Origin of the sequence: Niveispirillum fermenti (genome assembly GCF_048066175.1) — a bacterium.
GTDB classification, from domain to species: Bacteria; Pseudomonadota; Alphaproteobacteria; order Azospirillales; family Azospirillaceae; genus Niveispirillum; species Niveispirillum fermenti.
In genome coordinates this window covers 1-19,195 of sequence record NZ_JBLTXA010000046.1, presented here as the reverse complement: position 1 = coordinate 19,195, position 19,195 = coordinate 1, and the positions used below count along the sequence as shown (strand labels likewise).

17 protein-coding genes are annotated in these 19,195 nt (G+C 64.2%); 3 read left to right on the top strand and 14 right to left on the bottom strand.

All coding sequences use genetic code 11. From position 1 onward, the window contains the following. Position 1 precedes the first annotated feature (1 nt). The 9 genes from cas1c to hrcA form a co-directional block, all read right to left on the bottom strand. Positions 2 to 1,042, bottom strand: a complete 1,041-nt coding sequence (cas1c, locus tag ACM9LZ_RS23490) for a type I-C CRISPR-associated endonuclease Cas1c (RefSeq protein ID WP_416621957.1) — start codon at positions 1,040 to 1,042, stop codon at positions 2 to 4. 3 nt (positions 1,043 to 1,045) lie between these two features. Then, entirely contained in the window at positions 1,046 to 1,660 is a 615-nt protein-coding gene (cas4, locus tag ACM9LZ_RS23485; protein WP_416621956.1) for a CRISPR-associated protein Cas4, read from the bottom strand. A 29-nt stretch (positions 1,661 to 1,689) separates the two neighbouring features. Further along, positions 1,690 to 2,634, bottom strand: a complete 945-nt coding sequence (gene cas7c, locus ACM9LZ_RS23480; RefSeq protein ID WP_416621955.1) for a type I-C CRISPR-associated protein Cas7/Csd2 — start codon at positions 2,632 to 2,634, stop codon at positions 1,690 to 1,692. A 3-nt stretch (positions 2,635 to 2,637) separates the two neighbouring features. Further along, positions 2,638 to 4,464 (bottom strand): type I-C CRISPR-associated protein Cas8c/Csd1, encoded by a 1,827-nt coding sequence (gene cas8c / locus ACM9LZ_RS23475; RefSeq protein ID WP_416621954.1) that lies wholly within the window; start codon positions 4,462 to 4,464, stop codon positions 2,638 to 2,640. Continuing rightward, positions 4,461 to 5,159 (bottom strand): type I-C CRISPR-associated protein Cas5c, encoded by a 699-nt coding sequence (gene cas5c, locus ACM9LZ_RS23470; protein WP_416621953.1) that lies wholly within the window; start codon positions 5,157 to 5,159, stop codon positions 4,461 to 4,463. Before cas5c ends, cas8c begins: the two co-directional genes overlap by 4 nt. Before the next feature lie 16 nt (positions 5,160 to 5,175). Next, positions 5,176 to 7,458 carry a CRISPR-associated helicase Cas3' gene (gene cas3 / locus ACM9LZ_RS23465; RefSeq protein WP_416621952.1) on the bottom strand — a complete coding sequence of 761 codons (2,283 nt, stop codon included), beginning with the start codon at positions 7,456 to 7,458 and terminating at the stop codon, positions 5,176 to 5,178. Between the two features lie 338 nt (positions 7,459 to 7,796). Then, the gene (locus tag ACM9LZ_RS23460; RefSeq protein WP_416621951.1) at positions 7,797 to 8,258 is read right to left on the bottom strand and encodes a transposase; all 462 of its coding nucleotides are present in this window, start codon (positions 8,256 to 8,258) and stop codon (positions 7,797 to 7,799) included. Positions 8,259 to 8,357: 99 nt separating this feature from the next. After that, a complete protein-coding gene (gene grpE / locus ACM9LZ_RS23455; RefSeq protein ID WP_416621950.1) occupies positions 8,358 to 8,942 on the bottom strand; it encodes a nucleotide exchange factor GrpE in 585 nt (194 codons plus the stop codon). 144 nt (positions 8,943 to 9,086) lie between these two features. Next, a complete protein-coding gene (gene hrcA / locus ACM9LZ_RS23450; protein ID WP_416621949.1) occupies positions 9,087 to 10,124 on the bottom strand; it encodes a heat-inducible transcriptional repressor HrcA in 1,038 nt (345 codons plus the stop codon). A 156-nt stretch (positions 10,125 to 10,280) separates the two neighbouring features. Between hrcA and rph the strand changes: the two genes are divergently transcribed. From rph to ACM9LZ_RS23435, 3 genes are all read left to right on the top strand, one after another. Then, positions 10,281 to 11,000, top strand: a complete 720-nt coding sequence (gene rph, locus ACM9LZ_RS23445; RefSeq protein WP_416621948.1) for a ribonuclease PH — start codon at positions 10,281 to 10,283, stop codon at positions 10,998 to 11,000. Between the two features lie 11 nt (positions 11,001 to 11,011). After that, positions 11,012 to 11,635 (top strand): RdgB/HAM1 family non-canonical purine NTP pyrophosphatase, encoded by a 624-nt coding sequence (gene rdgB / locus ACM9LZ_RS23440; RefSeq protein ID WP_416621947.1) that lies wholly within the window; start codon positions 11,012 to 11,014, stop codon positions 11,633 to 11,635. A 92-nt stretch (positions 11,636 to 11,727) separates the two neighbouring features. Beyond that, positions 11,728 to 12,105: a VOC family protein gene (locus ACM9LZ_RS23435; RefSeq protein ID WP_416621946.1), complete on the top strand. Its 378-nt coding sequence runs from the start codon at positions 11,728 to 11,730 to the stop codon at positions 12,103 to 12,105. 324 nt (positions 12,106 to 12,429) lie between these two features. On the opposite strand, the gene ACM9LZ_RS23430 is transcribed toward ACM9LZ_RS23435, so the two are convergent. The 5 genes from ACM9LZ_RS23430 to ACM9LZ_RS23410 form a co-directional block, all read right to left on the bottom strand. Continuing rightward, positions 12,430 to 12,780 (bottom strand): helix-turn-helix domain-containing protein, encoded by a 351-nt coding sequence (locus tag ACM9LZ_RS23430; protein WP_416621945.1) that lies wholly within the window; start codon positions 12,778 to 12,780, stop codon positions 12,430 to 12,432. A 3-nt stretch (positions 12,781 to 12,783) separates the two neighbouring features. After that, positions 12,784 to 14,694, bottom strand: coding sequence for a family 43 glycosylhydrolase (locus ACM9LZ_RS23425; protein WP_416621944.1), 1,911 nt, complete (start codon positions 14,692 to 14,694; stop codon positions 12,784 to 12,786). Further along, positions 14,694 to 15,812 (bottom strand): hypothetical protein, encoded by a 1,119-nt coding sequence (locus ACM9LZ_RS23420; RefSeq protein ID WP_416621943.1) that lies wholly within the window; start codon positions 15,810 to 15,812, stop codon positions 14,694 to 14,696. Before ACM9LZ_RS23420 ends, ACM9LZ_RS23425 begins: the two co-directional genes overlap by 1 nt. 219 nt (positions 15,813 to 16,031) lie before the next feature. After that, the gene (locus ACM9LZ_RS23415) at positions 16,032 to 17,606 is read right to left on the bottom strand and encodes a sulfatase family protein (RefSeq protein WP_416621942.1); all 1,575 of its coding nucleotides are present in this window, start codon (positions 17,604 to 17,606) and stop codon (positions 16,032 to 16,034) included. Between the two features lie 466 nt (positions 17,607 to 18,072). Beyond that, a complete protein-coding gene (locus tag ACM9LZ_RS23410) occupies positions 18,073 to 18,810 on the bottom strand; it encodes a FadR/GntR family transcriptional regulator (RefSeq protein WP_416621941.1) in 738 nt (245 codons plus the stop codon). Between the last annotated feature and the right edge of the window lie 385 nt (positions 18,811 to 19,195).

Here is a 19,195-nt window from a genome sequence, read left to right as displayed (position 1 = left end):
CCTATTTCCAGAGAAATGGCGGGTATCGGTCAAGGTCGCCGCGCAGGTGCCGGGCCAGCAGCCGGGCCTGGACATGGGCGATCAGGCCGATCGTCACCTTTTCCTCAAGGAAGGGATGCACCAGCTCCTCCCGCTTGCGTTCCTGATAGGTGGCCAGCACGGTTTTGCGTGCGTCATCGCGCAGCATCACGGCCCCGCCTTCATGTTGTTCAAAATCCCGTGCTGTCACCTGTCCACGGTTCAGTAAGGACAGGGCCACGCGGTCGGCCAGCAGGGGACGCAGTTCCTCCATCATGTCCAGCGCCAGCCCGGCGCGGCCCGGACGGTCGCGGTGCAGGAAACCGACTTGCGGGTCCAGCCCCACCACCTCCAAGGCGGAACGGCAATCATGGCCCAGAATGGCGTATAGAAAGGAAAGCAGGGCGTTGGGCACGTCCAGCGGTGGGCGGCGGCTGCGCCCCCGGAACCGCAATTCTGGCGCACTGGCGCGGATCAGATGGTCGAACACGCCAAAATAGGCGCTGGCCGCGTCACCCTCCAGCCCACGCACGCGGTCCAGATCGGGCTCATCGGCGGCCAGACGGGCGGCATCCCCCAGGCGGCGCTGGGCATCGTCGATGGCGGCGGTCTGATTAGCAGCCAGAGAGTTGCCATGATCGCGCTGGGCACGGCGCAGAACTGTCCGCTGGTTCGCCACCTTGCCGGCGACAATGGCCCCGGCGATGGTGGCCGATGCTCCGGGATCGTCGGCCTGCCGGTATTGGCGGCGGCGTAACAGCACATTGCCGGACTGCGCCCCCTCCACCCTGGCGATGAACTTGCCATGTTCCGACAGGAAGCTGACCCCAATCCCCTGTTCTGCGCAGAAGCCCATCAAGGCGGGCGACATGCCAACCCGGCCAAAGCAGACCACACCCCCCATCATATGGGCGGGCACCCGGCCGCGCTCCTGCCCCTCCACCTCCACCACAATATTGGCCCCGTCCTTGCGCAGCCATGCGCCCTCTGTGGTGACGAACAGGGTGTTCAGATGCTGGCGCATGGTTCAATCCCGCAATTGCCGACGCAGCCAGCCGGCCACATCGGGATGGTGGGCCAGTGGGCGCGGCTGGCACAGGTCGATCAGGGAGCATTGGCCACATTTACGTGTCTCGAACACAGGCGGGGGCGTGGTGCCGGTGGTCAGCATGGAAGCCACCTCTGCCACCACCTGTTCAGTCAGCGCGCGCAGGGTGGGGTCAAAAATAATATCCGTGCGTCGCCGCGTTTCCCCATAAAACAGGGCACCTGTGGGCACGGGCTGGTCGAACATTTCCTCCAGACACAGCGCCTGGGCACAAAGCTGCACCTCGTCCGCGCGGTGGGATTTGGGGCGGCCCCGCTTATATTCCACCGGAAAGGGAACACCGCCGCGCAGTTCCACCACATCCGCCACACCCACAAGGTTCAGGCGATGACAGCGCAGTGGCAGGGCCCGCAGCGTGCGCACCTCCCCCCGTTTGGTCCGGCCCGGTTGATCGGCGCGTTCATGCAGGATGCGGCCATCGGCGGTGGCTGCATTGTCCGCCCATTGCCGTTCCAGATGGATCAGGGCGCATTGGCGCGGGCAGAACAGCCAATGTTGAAGGGCCGACAGCGGGATCGGGTCATCATTTTCCATGCTGTCGGCCCTCCATTTTTCAATCAGGATCAGAACCGCTCGATGATCTCCACCCCTGCCGGCAGACCGTAGTGGTTGATGGTCACGGCATAGTCGGCAAAGCTGCGGGCCGGGGGCCAATTGTCGGTGCGGGGGTCCTTCACCGGCACCTCGCTGCCGGCATGGCGGCGCAGCACCTGCACCCGATCAAACAGGCCAGGGGCAGCGGCATTGCCCAGGGCACTGGCATGTTTGAACAGGATCAACTTGCGGCTGCCCATTTCGCCGCGCGCGGCGGAACGGTCATGGTCGAACATCTGTTCCAGCGCCGACCAGAGCAGGCCCAGATCGTCCTCCGAAAACCCCGTCTTCTCCGCCAGTTTGGCCGAGATATAGCCATGGGCGCGGTACAGCCCATAGGGGATGATGTGCTTGCGGCCCATGGTGCGGTTTTCCCGCCGCGCGCCCTCGGCCTCGCCTTCCTTCTTTTCACCCTCCGTCGTTGCGGCCATGCGGGTGATGGAAATTTCCAGCGGCAGAACGGGTTCCACCGACTGGGCAAAGGCGAACTGCACCGGCCCCCGCACCTGCCCGCAATTGATGCCGGTGCCCATCACGGCCCCGAAGGTGCGCACGTCGAAGAAATTGTCGCACATGAACTTGCGGACGGCCTTTTCTTCCTCGTCCCCCTTGGGCGTCAGCTTCTTGGCGGTGGCCACATCGGCGTCGTCGGGGCGCACGGCCTTATAGGCTTCGCGGTGCTTCTCGTTCAGGATCGCCCCTTCCTGCACATAGATGCCCTTGCCCGGTTCCCCCTCATGGAACAGGCCGACGAAGTTGCGGATCTTGCGCTTCAGGCAGACATCAGTGACCAGCCCATGGTTGGTCTCCGGGTCCAGGCGCGGCAGGTTGCCGGCATCCGGGTCGCCATTGGGGTTGCCGTTGGTGACATCGAACAGGAAGACGAATTCGTAACGATTATTCAGAACACTCATGGATCAATCCTCCTGCCCCTGGTTGCCGGCCTCTTCGCCGGCCTTGGCACTGCGTTCATTGCGTTGATGGTAATAGCCGACGACGAAGCGCCCCTGATCCTCCAGCCCGAAATGCCGGGGCAGGGTGGTGGCCAGCCCGTCCATGATCTCGCCCACCTGTCCCTCGAACCAGCCGGCCAGCCGCTTGGTCTCCGGCTTCTTGCGCAGGACCGACAGATGGTGGTTCGATCCGCGCAGCAGCAGCGGGAACACGGCGGACGGCGTGGCCGATGCGGCCCCGAAATACCGGTCGCGGATGCTGGCATTGACGCTGCCCAAAGCGCGGTACTGGATACTTTCCAGCACGGCGAACAGCCGGCCCAGCCGGTAGGCCGCGTTTGTTTCTTCCCTGTCCAGGCTCACGTACAGTTCCTCCTTCTCAGGCGTTTCATGTTTTTCGGGGGCGGTGATGCGGGCATCACGGGCCAGCCAGGCCTTGATGATGGCGGCACGCGCCGGGCGGATTTCCCCATCGGCGCGGATGCGTTGCAGCACGGCGGAGAGAAGCGTGCGGGGATAGCGGCAGTTCGGGTTCAGGACGGCGCGCATCAATTCCCCACCCAGCAGGGGCTGGATATTCTCCGCCTTGTCCTGCACTGCCGTCTGGTACAGCAGGGCCTGCAGCTTGGGTTCCCCCTTCCAGGCCGGCGGGTCCAGCCGCAGGTCGTGCCAGTGCCAGCGCAGCGCCGAGGCGAAATCGCCCAGCGTCATTTCCTGCCAGAACCGCACCGACAGGCGGGCGGCGTTAGGGGCCAGGCCCAGAATGTAAAAGCGCGTGGCTGGATCGACGGTTACGGATGCCCGTTCCACCGGCATCCCCTTGGCCAGCTTTTCCAGCGCGTCGCCGACCTTGCGTGCCTCCTGCGCATCGGTCGGGATGTCGTCATCCTCATCCGCGAACCGGGGGGCCAATGCTGCACCGGCCAGTGCTTCCGCCTCCCTGGCGACCGCGATGCCCGACGCATCGGCCCAGAAGGCGACGGAGGTATCGCCCACCTGCACCCGGTTCTCGCTGCCCTTGGCCAACAGCGCGTTCAGCGCCGTGCCATAGCCGAAGGCCGCCGCTTCCGACACCGGCGCATTGCCGCCCTGTTCCTTGGCGTAGGAGGTAAAGGCATCCAGATTGAACGACACCAGCGAGGCGCCGGAGCTTTGTGCGCCCCAGACCCCCTTGATGGCCGGATGCAGGCGGGCAGCGGGGGCCTGTTCGCCCGTGACCAGACACATCTGTTTGTCGCTGGCGGTGGCCGCCAACTCCCGACGCCAGATTTCCTGCGCGGCGGGGCGTTCATGCAGGAACTGGCCGGGATAATCCTCGTCCAGCGCGAAGACGATATTCTGGTCCAGAATCTCCGTATCCCAGCCCTGATCCGTAAATGCATCCGGGTTCCAGGCCCGCAGAAAGGCCAGCAGGGCCTGCAGGCCGGGATCATCGCTTTGGCCCAGGGCCGCCTCATGCTTTTCCCGGAACGCGGCCAGATGCGCGGGATAGGTGGCAAGCCCGCCGCTGGCCTTGTCCTTGCCCAGCCCTAGCACGAATTTCGTATTGTCCCACAGGAAGAAGGCGCGGGGCGTCACGCCGGGCCGTTTGAAACTGGCGGGGACGGGCAGGGGCGTGGGCGGGCGCTTTTTATCGGTGCCGCGCAGATCATCGGGCGGGCGGGACAGGGTGCCATCCCGGTTCAGCACCAGACAGAAGCCGATGCCCTCGGTGGTGAAGCCGAAGGGCGGGGCCGCCCCCTCGGCCAGCAGCCGGTCATAATGCCGGTTCAATGCCACCAGGATGGTCATGACCGCACCTCCCCGCTATGCCGGTCCGGGACACTCAGCACGCCGTCGGAAAGCTGCGCCCGGAAGAACAGCGGCACACAACGGTCGTCGCAGCGATGCCCGCCCGGATCGCCATGGTGATCCATGTCCAGCAGCATCCAGCCCAGATCCTTGTCGGCCTGTTCCGCTGGCAGATTGTGGGCGGGGACAGGGTCGGTCCATAGCTCGAACGACGCCGGAAATTCCCGCGACCCGAAACAGGGTTGCTGGAAACATTGCCCGGTGGCGGCGCGGCGGTTGAAGATGTCCAGATGCTTGCCGGGATTGTCATCCGGCCCGGCCCGGTCGGTCATCTCGAAATGCGCTTCGATGATGTAATCCACATCGCGCAGCAAGGTGGCGGCCCGCTGCTGCCGGTCCTGATCGGCGCGGGTGTAAAGGTCGGTGACATGCCCGGCCTTCATCGCCTGTTTCACCTTGGCCACCGGCACCTTGGATGCCACCTCATTGCGGCGGATCGACATGAACTGAATGGGATTCAGCACATGGATGCGATCCACAACCCAGGTGATGGCTGGTTTCCAATGCACCGCCTCCAGAATGCCGCGCGCGGCAGAAGGTGTCAGGATGTCGTAGGACACCCTTTCCACCTTCATTTCCGGCCTGGAGAAACAGGCAAAATCACCCCGCACGCGCAGTTTCACGCCGAATGGCATTCGCCTTTTCCTCCCCTCACATGAATCCATTGCCAATGTCCCGATAAGTCGGATCATCCCAACGCAGACCCGCCTTCGCGTCATAGAGATCGCTGTTGGTCAGCAGCACGAACTGATCCCCGTAAAGGTCGGGCCGCACATACTCTGCCGCCTTCGCCTCCCGCAGCTTGTCCCGCGCCCTGATCGGCACCTGCACCATGTAGGGCTGGAGCTGGCGGGCGATGGCACCGGGGGAGGAGACATAGGAGAGGTCGCTTACCAGACCGGCGATCTTCTCCGCCGCTGGCTTGTACGGCACGATCACCGGGGCCTGGGCATCGTCGATCAGGCGGAACAGCCGGGCCACGGTTTCATAGGGGAACAGCAGCGTGTCGGCCCGGTCATCCAGCATTTTCAGGATGTTATGCTTGTCCAGCGCCCCGGCCAGCCCCTTTCTCCAATAAAGTTCCTGGAAATAGGCACGGATGGCATCCAGGCCCAGCGGGTCATCGGTGCGCGACAGCACCCGGGCCGCCGTGTCGGCGAAGACCTTCAGATCGGCGGGCGGGCGGTGGCCTTCCTCATCCGCCGGATTGAACAGCAGGACACGCCCGCCCTCGCGCCCATGTTCGCCATGGCGGTTACAGCGTCCTGCCGCCTGGGCCACGCTGTCCAGCCCAGCCAGCGCCCGCATCACCAGCGGAAAGCTGATATCCACGCCCGCTTCCACCAGGGAGGTGGCGACGACGCGCACGGGCCGCTGTTGCGCCAGATCCTCCCGGATGTCGGCCAGCACCGCGCGGCGATGTTCCGCACACAGCGCCGTTGTCAGCAGGCGGGGTTCCGCCCTGTCCGCTGCCTTCAGGGCGGCATAGAGGTCGGCGGCGTGGCGGCGGCTGTTGACAATGGTCAGGCATTGCGGCGCGCTTTGCATCGCCGTCACCAGGGCGGCCACATCGGGCCGGCCTTCCATGGTTTCCACCCGCACACGCTTCAGGGCCTGATACAGCCCCGCCGGGTCTGGTGCCAGTTCCCGCACATTATCCAGCCCGTCTGCGAACAGCTTGCTGCTGTTCACAGCAGGCTGGGTGGCGGTACACAGCACCAGGGTGCAGCCGAAATCTCGGGCCAGCGCATCAATCAGTTTCAGGCAGGGGCGCAGCAGCGGCTGGGGCAGGGTCTGTGCTTCATCCAGGATGACGACGCTGCCGGCAATGTTATGCAGCTTGCGGCATTTGCCGGGCCGGTTGGAAAACAGGCTTTCAAAGAACTGCACCGCTGTGGTCACCACCACGGGCCGGTCCCAGTTTTCCGCTGCCAGCCGCGCCTTTTTGCCACCATCCGGGGCCTCGGCATCGCTGACACCTGTCTCTTGTCGTTCGGAGCCGCCGTCAAAGCCGCTGTGATGTTCCAGGATGGCATCATCATCCCCCAGCGCCTTGCGGAACACATCCGCTGTCTGCTCCACAATGCTGGTGAAGGGGATGACATAGATGATCCGGCGTTTGCCCCAGTGCTGCGCATGGTCCAGGGCAAAGGCCAGCGACGCCAGCGTCTTGCCCCCGCCGGTCGGGACCGTCAGGCTGAACAGGCCCGGTTCCTGTGCGGCACCGTTCCGCACATGGGCCAGGACCTGCGCCCGCAGGTCGTTGATGGTCCCCAGTGCCGGATTTTCCGCCACATCGGCCCGTGCCTTGGCAGCCAGGGCCACCAGATGATCGGTCAGCCGGTCCCGCAACATCCCAAGACTGGTATCGCACCCGCGCTGCACGGGCTGCTGGTTCAGGTGGGCATAAAAAGCCTCCGTCGCCAGCCGGTCGGCATCGATCAGGGTGGAGAACAACATGCGGCCCAACAGGGAGCGGCGCAGGCCGCTATCCAGATGCTTGATGGAACTGCGCACCTGTTCCGGTGCTGGCGGCTCCGCCCCTTCCGCACAGGTCAGGTTGCCTTTATACCGGTCCAGCCGGCTTTTCAGGCTGCTGAGCTGTCCCTTCTCGCCATCACCATCGGCCAGCCCTGCATGGTGCCCAGCGATGGAAGCCGCCAGCAAGGGGCCCCATGAGCGCCCATAATGCTGACAGGCGATGGCCGCACCGGCCGTTGAATGATCCGGGCTGGGCCCCTGACCCCGGATATAGAGTTGATAGGCTTGCGCCATCTTCCCCACATCATGCAGCAGCCCCAATGCCTTACCCGCCACCTCGTACCCAAAGGCCCCAGCAAACCGCATTGAAAGGGTAGCGACACAGAGGAGATGATCCACAAGAGGTTCCCAGGTTCCATAGTCACCTTCACGACCGGAATGGGCGAAAATCATTACGGTGGTTTCCTTTAGTGGAAAATATATACAGTACACAATCAAAACGGATTAATCTATATCCATAAACAATTTAATGGATTTGTTTTTGAAGTTCAACTTTGAATGTGTACATCATGTCCGCCTGCTCATCCCGTCCGTGATGGCTATGGGCGCAAGGCACTTCCGTTCGCGCTGTTATTTCCGCCTGATTTGTAAAAGCATGGACTTGATCTGATGCGCACCCTGATGGCTGCCAACAGCCTTGCCGCTTATGATCTCATGCTGTTGTCCACTGCCATGGGGGCATATTCATCCATAACGGCGGACGACAACCGAACCGGGGAACCTTTAAACTGCTACCGAAAGGCCAGGAAGAAGCCGCCCCGCTGATGGCCATGTGTTTCGATATCCGTCGCGTCGATATCCAGGATGATCCGCTCCGGCGCTGTCGCATAACTGCCGGTGAACAGCTCGACATACAGATCCTGCAGACGCGACGGCTGCGCGGTGAATTTGTGATAACGCTGGTCAGCCTCCTCGAAGCTCCGCTCCAGCCGACCCAGCGTCGAACTCCCGGCCAGCGCCGGCAGCGGCGCGCCACCCGGCACCCGGGGCCTGGCTACCGCCGTCACCTTCAACAGCGGATCGTTGCGCACCAGGTCGTGATCCTTGAGGTCTTCGTACCCCAGCGCCATGGCGATGACCCGCTGAGCCAGCAGATCGGGCAGTGGATGCGTCACCTGCTTACGGTTGCGCCGGTCGTCGAAGCACGCCGCCATCCGTCCGAACAAATTCAGCCGACCGGCCACCTGACGCAACAGCAGCCCGCATGAAAAAGGGTCACAGACGGGCAATGGCCTGTCTGTGACCCTTCAAGATGCATCACCGGGCCGGGAAGCCCCGGCCTGGCCCGCCGGTCAGGCGCTGGTATTCACATGCGCGGCCCCGGCCTCGCCCTTGGCGACACCGACGATGGCCTCGCGCAGCAGGCGGCCATGGATCGTGTAGCCGGCCTGAAGCACCTGCACGACGGTGCCCGCCGGCTTTCCGGTGCCTTCCAGTTCCATCATGATCTGGTGGAAATTCGGATCAGCCGGGGCCCCCAGCGCTTCCATGCGGGCAATGCCTGCGCGTTCGAACGCGGCGCCCAACTGGCGTTCCGTCGCTTCCACGCCCGTCAGCAGGTTGCCGACGGCCTGGTTTTCCTCCCGCACTTCCGGCGTCACGGCTTCCACGGCGCGGCGCAGGTTGTCGGCCACGGCCAGCAGGTCCTTGGCGAACTTGCCCACGGCATATTTGGCCGTATCCTCACGCTCGCGTTCGGCCCGGCGACGGACATTCTCCGTCTCGGCCAGGGCACGCAGAAGCTGATCTTTCAGGGACGCGACCTCCGTCTCCAGTTGGGCGACGCGGGCCGTATCGACGGCCGGCCCGGTCGCCTGGGCCACCGGCTCCGCGGCGGCGTTGGGGTCGCTTTCATGGGTGTTGATCGTGTCGGTCATCGCGGAACAAGCCTTTGGATGAGGTACTGGAACAGGCGCCGGCCGGACAGGACCGGCGGCCCTCTGGTTTAGGCGGGAACGCCCCGCCTGTCGAGCCTTGTCGCCAAGAGAGATAGGGTGCCGGCCCCCGGTACCGCAAGGGGGTCAGCCCATCAGCCGGCCGATCACCTTGGCCGTATAATCCACCATGGGGATGATGCGGGCATAATTGATGCGGGTCGGGCCGATGACGCCGATGGCGCCGACGATCTGGTCCTTGGTGTTGGCATAGGGGCTGACGATCATGGAACAGCCGGCGTGGCGGAAAAGGTCGTTCTCCGCCCCGATAAAGATCTGCACCCCTTCGGCCCGGCCCGTGGCGTCCAGCATGCGCATCATCTGCTCGCGGGTTTCCAGCGCTTCGAACAGGGCGCGGATGCGTTCCAGGTCGGACAGGGCCGTGACATCCTCCAGCAGCCGCGCCTGACCGCGCACGATCAGATAGCCCTGGCTGCCGCGCGTGCCCGACCAGGTGGCCAGCCCCGTCTCCACCACCTTGCGGGTCAGGCTGTCGAGCTGGGTGCGCTGTTCCTCCATCTCCTTCTGGATCATGGCGCGCGCTTCGGACAGGGTGCGGCCCACGACCCGCGCGTTCAGATAGTTGCTGGCCATCTGCAGGGCCGATGGCGGCAGGCCCACGGCCACCTCCACGACGCGGTTCTCCACCAGCCCGTCCTCGGTCACCAGCACGACAAGGGCGCGGCCGGGCCCCAGATTGACGAACTCGATATGTTTCAGCGGCCGGTCCGTCTTTGGCGCCAGCACCAGCCCGGCGCAGGATGACAGGCCCGACAGCAGGTTGGTCGCCTCCTCCAGCACCTCCGGCAGGGAGCGGCCGCGTGCCTGACAGCCGGCCTCGATATCTTCGCGCTCCCGCTCCGTCAGGTCGCCGATCTCCAGCAGGCCGTTGACGAACAGGCGCAGCCCCGCTTCCGTCGGGACGCGCCCGGCCGAGGTGTGGGGCGCCATCAGCAGGCCCAGTTCCTCCAGATCGGCCATGACATTGCGGATCGTGGCCGGCGACAGGTTGGTCGTCAGCCGCCGCGAGAGTGTGCGCGATCCCACCGGCTCCCCGGTCTGGACATAGGCTTCCACGATATGGCGGAATATTTCCCGCGACCGCTGGTTCAGCTCGCTGATCATCCTGGCGCCGCCGGCCCTCTTGCCATTGCTCCGTCCCATGAAAGATTAGTGGGCGGCACGGCGCAAATCAATGGACGGACGCGGGGAGCAGGGATGGACGAAGGCTGGCAGGGTTGCTATGACCCTGCCTGTCCGATCATCGATGGAATATTGCTCATGTCCCGCCCCTCCGGCCGCCTGGCCGACCAGCTCCGCGCCGTCAGCCTGGAAATCAATTTCTCCCGCCATGCCGAAGGCTCCTGCCTGGTGAAGTTCGGCGACACGCATGTGCTGTGTACCGCCAGCGTGGACGAGAAGGTGCCGCCCTTCCTGCGCGGCAAGGGCCAGGGCTGGGTGACCGCGGAATATGGCATGCTGCCCCGTTCCACCCACACCCGCACCGACCGCGAGGCGGCGAAGGGCAAGCAGTCGGGCCGCACGCAGGAAATCCAGCGCCTGATCGGCCGCAGCCTGCGCGCCGTCACCGACCTGAAGGCCATGGGCGAGGTGCAGATCAAGGTCGATTGCGATGTCCTCCAGGCCGATGGCGGCACCCGTACCGCCAGCATCACGGGCGCCTATGTCGCCCTGCATCTGGCCTTTCAGCATCTGGTGCGGACCGGCACGCTGGCCCGGGTGCCGCTGACCGATCAGGTCGCCGCCATTTCCTGCGGCATCCATAATGGCCAGCCCGTGCTGGACCTGGACTATATCGAGGACAGCAATGCCGGGGCCGACGCCAATTTCGTGCTGACCGGCCGCGGCGGCATCGTGGAAATCCAGGGCACGGCCGAGGATAAGCCCTTCGAGGAAGCCGAGTTCATGGCCCTGATGGCCCTGGCCCGCAAGGGCATCGGCGAGTTGGCGGCGCTGCAGCGCGCCGCCCTGGGCGTCTGAGGGGGGGCCGCATGACCGTCCCCCGTCCCTTCACCGGCGATACGCTGGTCATCGCCACCCACAATAAGGGCAAGGTGCCGGAAATCGCCGCCCTGCTGGATGGCTTGGTGCGGCACTTCCCCAGCGCCGGGGAACTGGGGCTGGGGGAGCCGGAGGAGACGGAGACGACCTATGTCGGCAACGCCATCCTGAAGGCACGGGCGGCCGCCACAGCGTCCGGCCTGCCGGCGCTGGCCGACGACAGCGGCCTGTCGGTGGAGGGGCTGGACGGGGCGCCGGGCATCTTCTCCGCCCGCTGGGCCGGGCCGACCAAGGATTTCCGCATCGCCATGGCCAGGGTGGAAGAGGCGCTGAAGGCCAGCCCGGACCGCCGGGGCGACCGGGCCGCCTTCATCTGCGCCCTGGCCCTGGCCTGGCCCGATGGGCATGTGGAGACGGTGGAAGGGCGGGTGGACGGTCACCTGTCCTTTCCGCCGCGCGGCACCAATGGTTTCGGCTACAATCCCATCTTCATCCCGCTGGGCGACACGCGGACCATTGCGGAGATGGACCCGGCGGAAAAGCAATCGATCAGCCACCGGACCGACGCCTTCAACAAGCTGAAGGCACGCTGTTTCACCCTGGCGGGGAAATGACTCGACTCGATCAAATGTTCCTGTAATGTTCTGATCATGCCATGCGGCATGGGTCCGTGCCGTCCGGCATGGACAAGATCATGGGGGAAAGAATGATTGGGTATGTGACGTTGGGCACCAACGACCTGGCCAAGGGCGCCACCTTTTACGACGCCATCGCCAAGGAGTTGGGGACCGGCCGGATGATGGAATTTCCCACCGGCATCGCCTGGGGTGATCCGAATGGCGGGGCCGGCATGGCCCTGATGAAGCCGTTCGACGGCAACGCCGCCTCTGTGGGCAATGGCGTCATGGTTGCATTCGAGGCCAAGGACAAGGAACAGGTCCAGCGGCTTTACGATCTGGCCCTGTCGCTGGGCGGCACCTGCGAAGGCCCGCCCGGCCCGCGCGGCGACAATTTCTATGCCGCCTATTTCCGTGATCTTGATGGCAACAAGCTGAACGCCTTCGTCATGACCATGCCGGGTTGATGCCCGCGTGTGTCCGGGACGGCCCGCATCGTCCCGGACAGCCTGGGCTCAACCCGGCAACCCGCCCGTCCGCACCGGATGGGGGCGGCGGGGATCATGAAATCCCGGTGCCGGCCCGCCATCGCCGGCATGATCACCTTCGGCGGACGTTCCCCTGGGCGGACGTTCCCCCGGCCTGCCGCGCAGGGGGCGTTTCCGGTCTCCGGGAAACCTGGTCCACCCCTTGCAGCGCCGCCACCGTCATCTGGTGGAGCATGCCTCACCAGATGACGGTCAGTGAATTTCCGCCACCACCGTGGACGTTAACGACGTCAAGTCGTCTTTTTATTCTCTACGCTCGCCAAAACCCAGCCGTCTTGCCGTCCGCCATACGGTGTCATGCGTCACCAGCAGCCCGCGCCCGGCCAGTTCCGCGGTGATCCCCCGGATACTCATGCGATCGCGTCCCGCAAGCCGGCTGCGCAACCATTCCAGGTCGTCACCCGCGATGACCGGTTGGCGGCGGCCACCAACCCGGTCGGGCAACAGGCTGGCTCCGGCCTGTTGCTTGCGGCACAGACGGCGAGCCGTGGATATGGAGATGCCGAATCGTCCGGCCACCGCCGTCATCGCCTCCCCCGCCTCGATGGCGGCCACGACACGCAGGCGCAGATCAATGGGGACGGCCCGCACCATGGCTCATTCCGCACGCGCGCCGTCGACACGCGGCACCCCGATGGACGCGGCGTCGCCAATGTCGATGGGCACCAGCCCGAAGTGCATGCGCCACGGCGCCGTCGGGTCGTTGCCGAACATCGTGTACCAGTAGCGGCCCTGCTTATCCCTGAAGGCCGTGCCGTGGCCGCCATGGGGGGCACCGATGCGCCGCTGGCTGTAGGGACCGAACAGGGTTCTGGAGGTGCCATACATCATGTCGTAGGTGCCATGGGTGCGCAGCGGTCCATGCCATTCCGCCCCGGTCAGGAAATAGACCCCGTTCACCTTGATCAGGCCATTGCCTTCATATCCGACATGGTCACCATCCACATCGACCAGTTGCCGGACTGGCCCGTCGAAGCCGTCGCGCCGGTCGTTCAGCCTGCCGATGCTGCCGCCGCCCCACAGGAAATAGAGACCGTCATCATCTTCGAACGGGAACCCGTCGATGCCCTTAACCAGATAGCTCTTGCCCGTATTCTCGTATGGTCCCTCCGCCTTGCCGGTTCTGGAGCGGTAGAGCCAGGTCTTGCCGCCGACACCACGTTCCATGACCGAGAAGGCCAGATAGTAGGTCTTGTCGCGTTCGACCCATTTGATCTCCGGCGCCCAAAGCTCGGCAATGTTGTTGGCGAAATCATAGCCCATCCCTTCCCAGCGGAAGATGAAGCCGGCATCGTCCCAACGCTTCATATCCGCCGACCGCCAGAGCTTCACCCCGCCATCCGGACGGTGATAGCCATAGCCGTCCTGGGTGCCGACCAGATAGTAATAGCCGTCGCCGCCCAGCGTCACCGATGGGTCACGCATCATCTCAGAGGTTAGCAGCGGTTGGCGGGCGGCGACGGCACTGTCCTCGGTGATCACCGAAGCCGCCTGGCGCAGACGGCCGTCGGGCGCGCGCTCCAGCGGGACCAGCCCGACCTGTTCGCAGAACAGGGCGAAACCATCCTCGCATTTGGGATTGTAGGCGGTCGCCAGGCGACCGTCATCCAACCGGACGACAGCCCCCTGCCCAGCATGCGGCACGGCCAGCATCCGCATGCTGAAAGGACCGTAGGGTGTCGGCCCCTCCGCCATGAACAGATCCTCCGTCGCGGTGCGCATGCGTCCGGTGACCTCGCTGGCGGCCAGGACATAACGGTCGCCGTCGCGGAACATCGTCGCCCCCGACATGCCCACCCGCACACGCACGGGCCAATCCTTGCCCACGGGCGGATGCTTGGCGAACAGGGCCTGATCCGGCTTCAGGAACCTTGGTGTCTCGGCCAGTCGGTCGAAGCCAGCCGACAATTTGGCGATATTGCCGCCACCCCACAGCAGATATCCCGTCCCGTCCTGATCGACGAAGAGGGAGATATCGGCGGCATCATCGACAAGACAGGCAGAGGCGGTGAAGGTCCCGTCCGGGCGTGCTGCCTGACCCACGGCGACGCGGGCGCAGCCGGTCTTGTCGGCAAAGGCCAGATAGAGCCGGTCGCCGGCCACGGTGACCGATGGCGCCAGATACCGTTCCGATACGTCCCCCGGCTCGATCCCGCTGCCGGTGATCCGCGCCGGACCCCAGCCCTTCCAGGCCTTGCCATCAGCGGAGGTCCAGAGCTGTACCCCATGGCGGACCCCCGTGCGCAGGACCGTACCGGTCAGCACCCAGCCGCCATCGGCCGTGCGGGCGAGGGATGCATCGCCGATGGCCCGTTCGCTGAAGAACGGGGTCACCGGTTTCGCATCAGCCGACGGCATGACGACCGCGTTGCTGTCCATCGACGGGTGGTCGGCGAAAATATCGTCGGCCACAGCCTTCTTGAGCTGTTGCTGCTGTGCCGGTGCCGGCCCCGCCATCAGGGTGGCAGAAAGCAGGGCCAGGATCGAAAGGTGCTTCTTCACTGGCATCAGTCCTTCTGCAAGGCGCGGAAATCATCGATCCAGGCATAGTTGGCCGCGGCACTGCCATCGGCATTGGGCCTGATCGATCGGGGGGCAAAGACGCTGTTGATCAGCCAGGGCGTCTTGTCGGGACCGAAATCGGCCGCCATGGAGCTTCCCTGCTTGAAGCCATAGGTGGCAACCGCCAGACGGCCCGTATCCCGGAACATCTTCATCTGATTGACCAGATAATGTTTGCGGGTTTCGAACCAGGGGCTGAGCGACAGGTAATCGTCCCATTGCTGCTTGGTAAAGGGCTGCTCCAGGGCGGACTGCATCACCTGCCAGTTCCGGGATTGCGGCGACACGCCGTACTTCGTCGCGAAGGCCGGGGAGACCGGTTCGCGCATCTGCTTTTTCCACCACCAGACCAGGGAGAATTCCGTGACAAGGAATTTCTGCTCCGGCCGCATGCGCGGCAGGATGTAATCCAGGAAGGGCTGCGAGGCCTGGATCGACGGAATGTGGGGATGGATATCCACCCCGTCGATCTCCGGTGTCGCCTTGACATAATCCATCCAGCGCGCGACAGACGGCGTGAGGTTCTTCTTCAGGTCCAGGCGGTTCAAGGCGCCCATGTAAAGCCGGGTCCGGCAGTCGCCACCGCATCGGCTCGCGCGATACTGTATGATCCGGGCGGCCATCGCCTCATAGAAGGTGTTCAGATCAAGGTCGCGATCCTCTTCCCGGCTTTCGATATAGGGCTCGTTGCCGATCACCAGGATGTCGATCCTGTCCATCACCAGCGGCAGCAGGGCATCGAGACGCGCCAGTTCCTTCTGAAAGGCCGGTGTGCCTGCCTTGGGAAAGTCGCTGCGCGGAAACGGCCATTTCAGCGACAGGATGGTCTTGTAGCCGTGTTCGCCCGCCGCCAGAACCGATCGCACCGCGCCATGGTCGGCGGCACCCTTGTCCAGTTGCGGCATCGGGACGAACAGCCGGATCCAGCGCGCCTGGGCTTTTTCCAGGTCGCGATAATCCACATCCTCGAAATGTTCGTTGTAATTGGCCCCCAGCGCCGATTGGGCCAGGACCGGCGTGGGTCCGAGGGCCAGGGCCGTCAACAGCAGAAGGGTCTTGCGCATCGTCGATCTCCCCAGTTTGGATATTATGATTGGCCGGAACCGGATAATACCGGCTCGCGATGAGTGGAATTCATCGCAAGCTGGTCCGGCGGCGACCGCCACAGCACCGCTCGTGCGGCGCGCCCGAGCCAACGAATGTTGGCGCCGGCGGTTGAGGGCTGAGGGCTGTGATCAGAGCCAACAGGTTCTGATCACAGCAAAATAGTAAAAGGTCGTCCTTCACGGCGCTGCGGGGCGGCTTCGCCCATCGCGTTCGATCCTGTCCAGCAAGGCGGCCATCCGGCCTGCCAGGTAAGGCATTGTGGCCGCCAGATTTCTGGTCTCGCCGGGATCGCCGGCCAGGTCGTAAAGCTGGGGGCCGGGCGCGGTACCGATCGGGTTGCCGTGGAACGGCGCGGCATCCACGCTGGCCCGGATGAATTTCCAGTCCCCCTGGCGCAAGGCCAGAACACGCTCGCCGCTGCCGGCCACCATGGCCCCGCTGACCACCATCAGCTTGGTGTCCTCCACCACATGCGTGCGCCCCTGATCGGTCTTGCCCAGCAACGGGTTCAGCATGTCGAAACTGTCCAGCGCCCCGTCGCGGGGCAGTTCCTGTCCCGTCAGCACCGCCAGCGACGCGACAAGGTCCACATGGTCGACCAGCGCCGACGACACATGGCCCGCCCGGACCTGACCCGGCCAGCAGGTGATCATCGGCACGCGGGTGCCGCCTTCCAGGATGCTGTATTTCCCGCTGCTGAACGGGCCGGACGGGCGGTGGTCACCCGCCAGTTCCACGGCCCCGTCGTCATAGCCGTCGAACAGGATGGGGCCATTATCGCTGCTGAACACCACCAGCGTGTCGTCGGTGATGCCCATACGGTCCATGGCGGCCATCATCTCCCCCACGGTCCAGTCGAGCTGCAGGATGGCATCGCCGCGCGGCCCCATGCCGGACCTGCCGACGAAACGCGGGTGCGGCGCGCGGGGCACATGCGGCTCATTCACCGCGAAATAAAGGAAGAACGGATCTGTCCTGCTTGCGGACATGAAGGAAACGGCCTTTTCCAGCAACAGATCACTTAGATCCTCGTCTTTCCAGCGGGCCGCCTTTCCACCCGTCATATAGCCGATACGGCTGATACGGTTGGTGATGGTGCCGGAATGTTCAGGATCGGCACCCATCTGCCGCTGGTCAGGATTTTCGGTTCCCGTGGGTTCCGTGCCGATCTTCCGCTTGTAATCCACCGTGATCGGGTCCGTCGGGTCCAGATTGACCACCCGACGATTCTCGATCAGGACGGTGGGCACACGGTCCAGGGTGGCAGGCATGAAAAATCCGTAGTCGAAACCGACATCCAGCGGCCCCGGCCCGATCTCCCCATTCCAGTCGACCTGCCCGTCGCCCAGGCCCAGATGCCATTTGCCGACCAGCCCGGTCCGGTAACCCGCCTTCTGCAACATGGATGGCAGGGTGAAGCGACCGGGGCGGATCAAGGCCGGGGCGTCACCCGGCAGGATCTGCGTGCCCGACGCGCGCCAGGCATAATCCCCGGTCAGCAGGGCATAGCGGGAGGGCGTGCAGGTCGCCGACGGCGAATGGGCGTTCACGAACCGCGTGCCCCCCGCGGCCATGCGGTCGATGTTCGGCGTGTGCAGGCGCGTGCCCCCATAGGCGCTAAGATCCCCGAAACCGAGATCGTCGGCATAGATGACGACAATGTTCGGCCTGCGCCGCGCGCCCGTCAAAGCCAGGGCCGGCATTGCCAGGGTGGCTGTCGCGCTCCCCAGCAACAGCGCGCGACGAGTCATCCGCGCATTCATCCGTGCCTGTCCCGGCGGTTACGGTCGCCCCGGTCGCGGTCCCCCGACGGCGCGCCGGCGATCAATATCGTCTTGGTACGCACCTTCATTCCTTCCCGGCGTCGATTGCTGTGCTGGCGCCACCGGGTTTGCGGGCAGGGCAAGACATTCGCGCGGCCATGCCGCGACGTCTTTGACCGCCCGAGCCCTTGCGGTGACATGAATGCAGCGTCGGCAACGCGGCGCGGCTTCGTCCAACGGTGTGGACTGTAACAGCCCCACCGTGGTTCGCAATATAAATCATATCTATTAGATAAAAAAGCGCAGACCCTTCAGCAGCAGGGCTGCCGGTAGCGGCCTAAGCAGATTTTCCGAACGCCGCCCACAGATGGGCGGGCTCGGAAAATCTGCAAACAATGGAGTCGGCAGGTTCCTCCAGGCCGGGCCATGTGTGGCCCGATCTGGAGGAACCTGCTTAGCCGCGCGTCAAGCCCTTCACCATGACGGCTCGCGCCGCAATCAGCAGGTCGCGGGATGCGGCGGCGGCGGCTTCGGGGTCTCCGGATTCGATGGCGAGCAGGACACGTTCATGCCTTGCCAGCTTGATGTCAGCGGTGCGCGTCTGATCATCCGTATAACGGATCGAAAATAGCAGGGCAGCTTCAATCAAGTGCTTCAAACGGTTGATGAAACGGTTGCCGCTGGCAGCAAGGATCGCCAGATGGAAGGAGATATCGGAATCCAGCGGATCATCATCGCCCCGCAAGGCAGCATGCATACGGGTGAAGGCCACACGTATGGCAGCCAGCGCGACAGGATCCGCCCTTTCTGCGGCACCCGCCGCCGCCTGTGGCTCTATGCCCAGGCGAATATCCGTGAATTCGACCAGCAGCGGCAGAGAGAAATCCCCCATCAATATCCAACGCAGGACATCGGCATCCAGCAGATCCCAGGAGGTCTTGGGCGTTACCGAGGTGCCTTTGCGCCGGCGCGCCGTGACCAGACCTTTCGCACTCAGTATCTTCACCGCTTCACGCAGGACGCTGCGGCTTGCCTGATATTTCTGGGCTAAATCCGCCTCCACCGGCAGAATTTCACCGGACGGATATTCGCCAGAGACGATCGCCGAGCCGATATCTTCAACGATACCCAATGTTCGTTGACCGAGTTCCGCGTCCGGATGCCATAGACGGCGTTTGACGATCGATTTCATTTTCCCACATGGGTTAAGATCAGCCCTGTATCATCAAGGCGGTAGTTATCTTAGCAATATGATAAATGTTAGTCGAGCATCAGTGCCCCCGCCCGTCAGACCCATGATCGACCCGGAATCTCAGATAGCGCAGGTGCGGCAAGGTCGTGTTTTATGATATATTAATGCGATAAATATAAAGCTAATGAGGGAGAGAGCCGGGGCATGCTCAACCGATATCCGACAACATCATACGCCTGCGCGGGTTCCGCCAATCCCGAAACGTCCTTGGGAACATGACAAGCCTGTCGCAGATTGATCTGGTGGTGGTGGTGATCTATGTCATCGGCATTTTCGGCCTGGCCCAGTGGGTCAGCCGGGGAAAGGCCAGCCATGCCAAGGATAT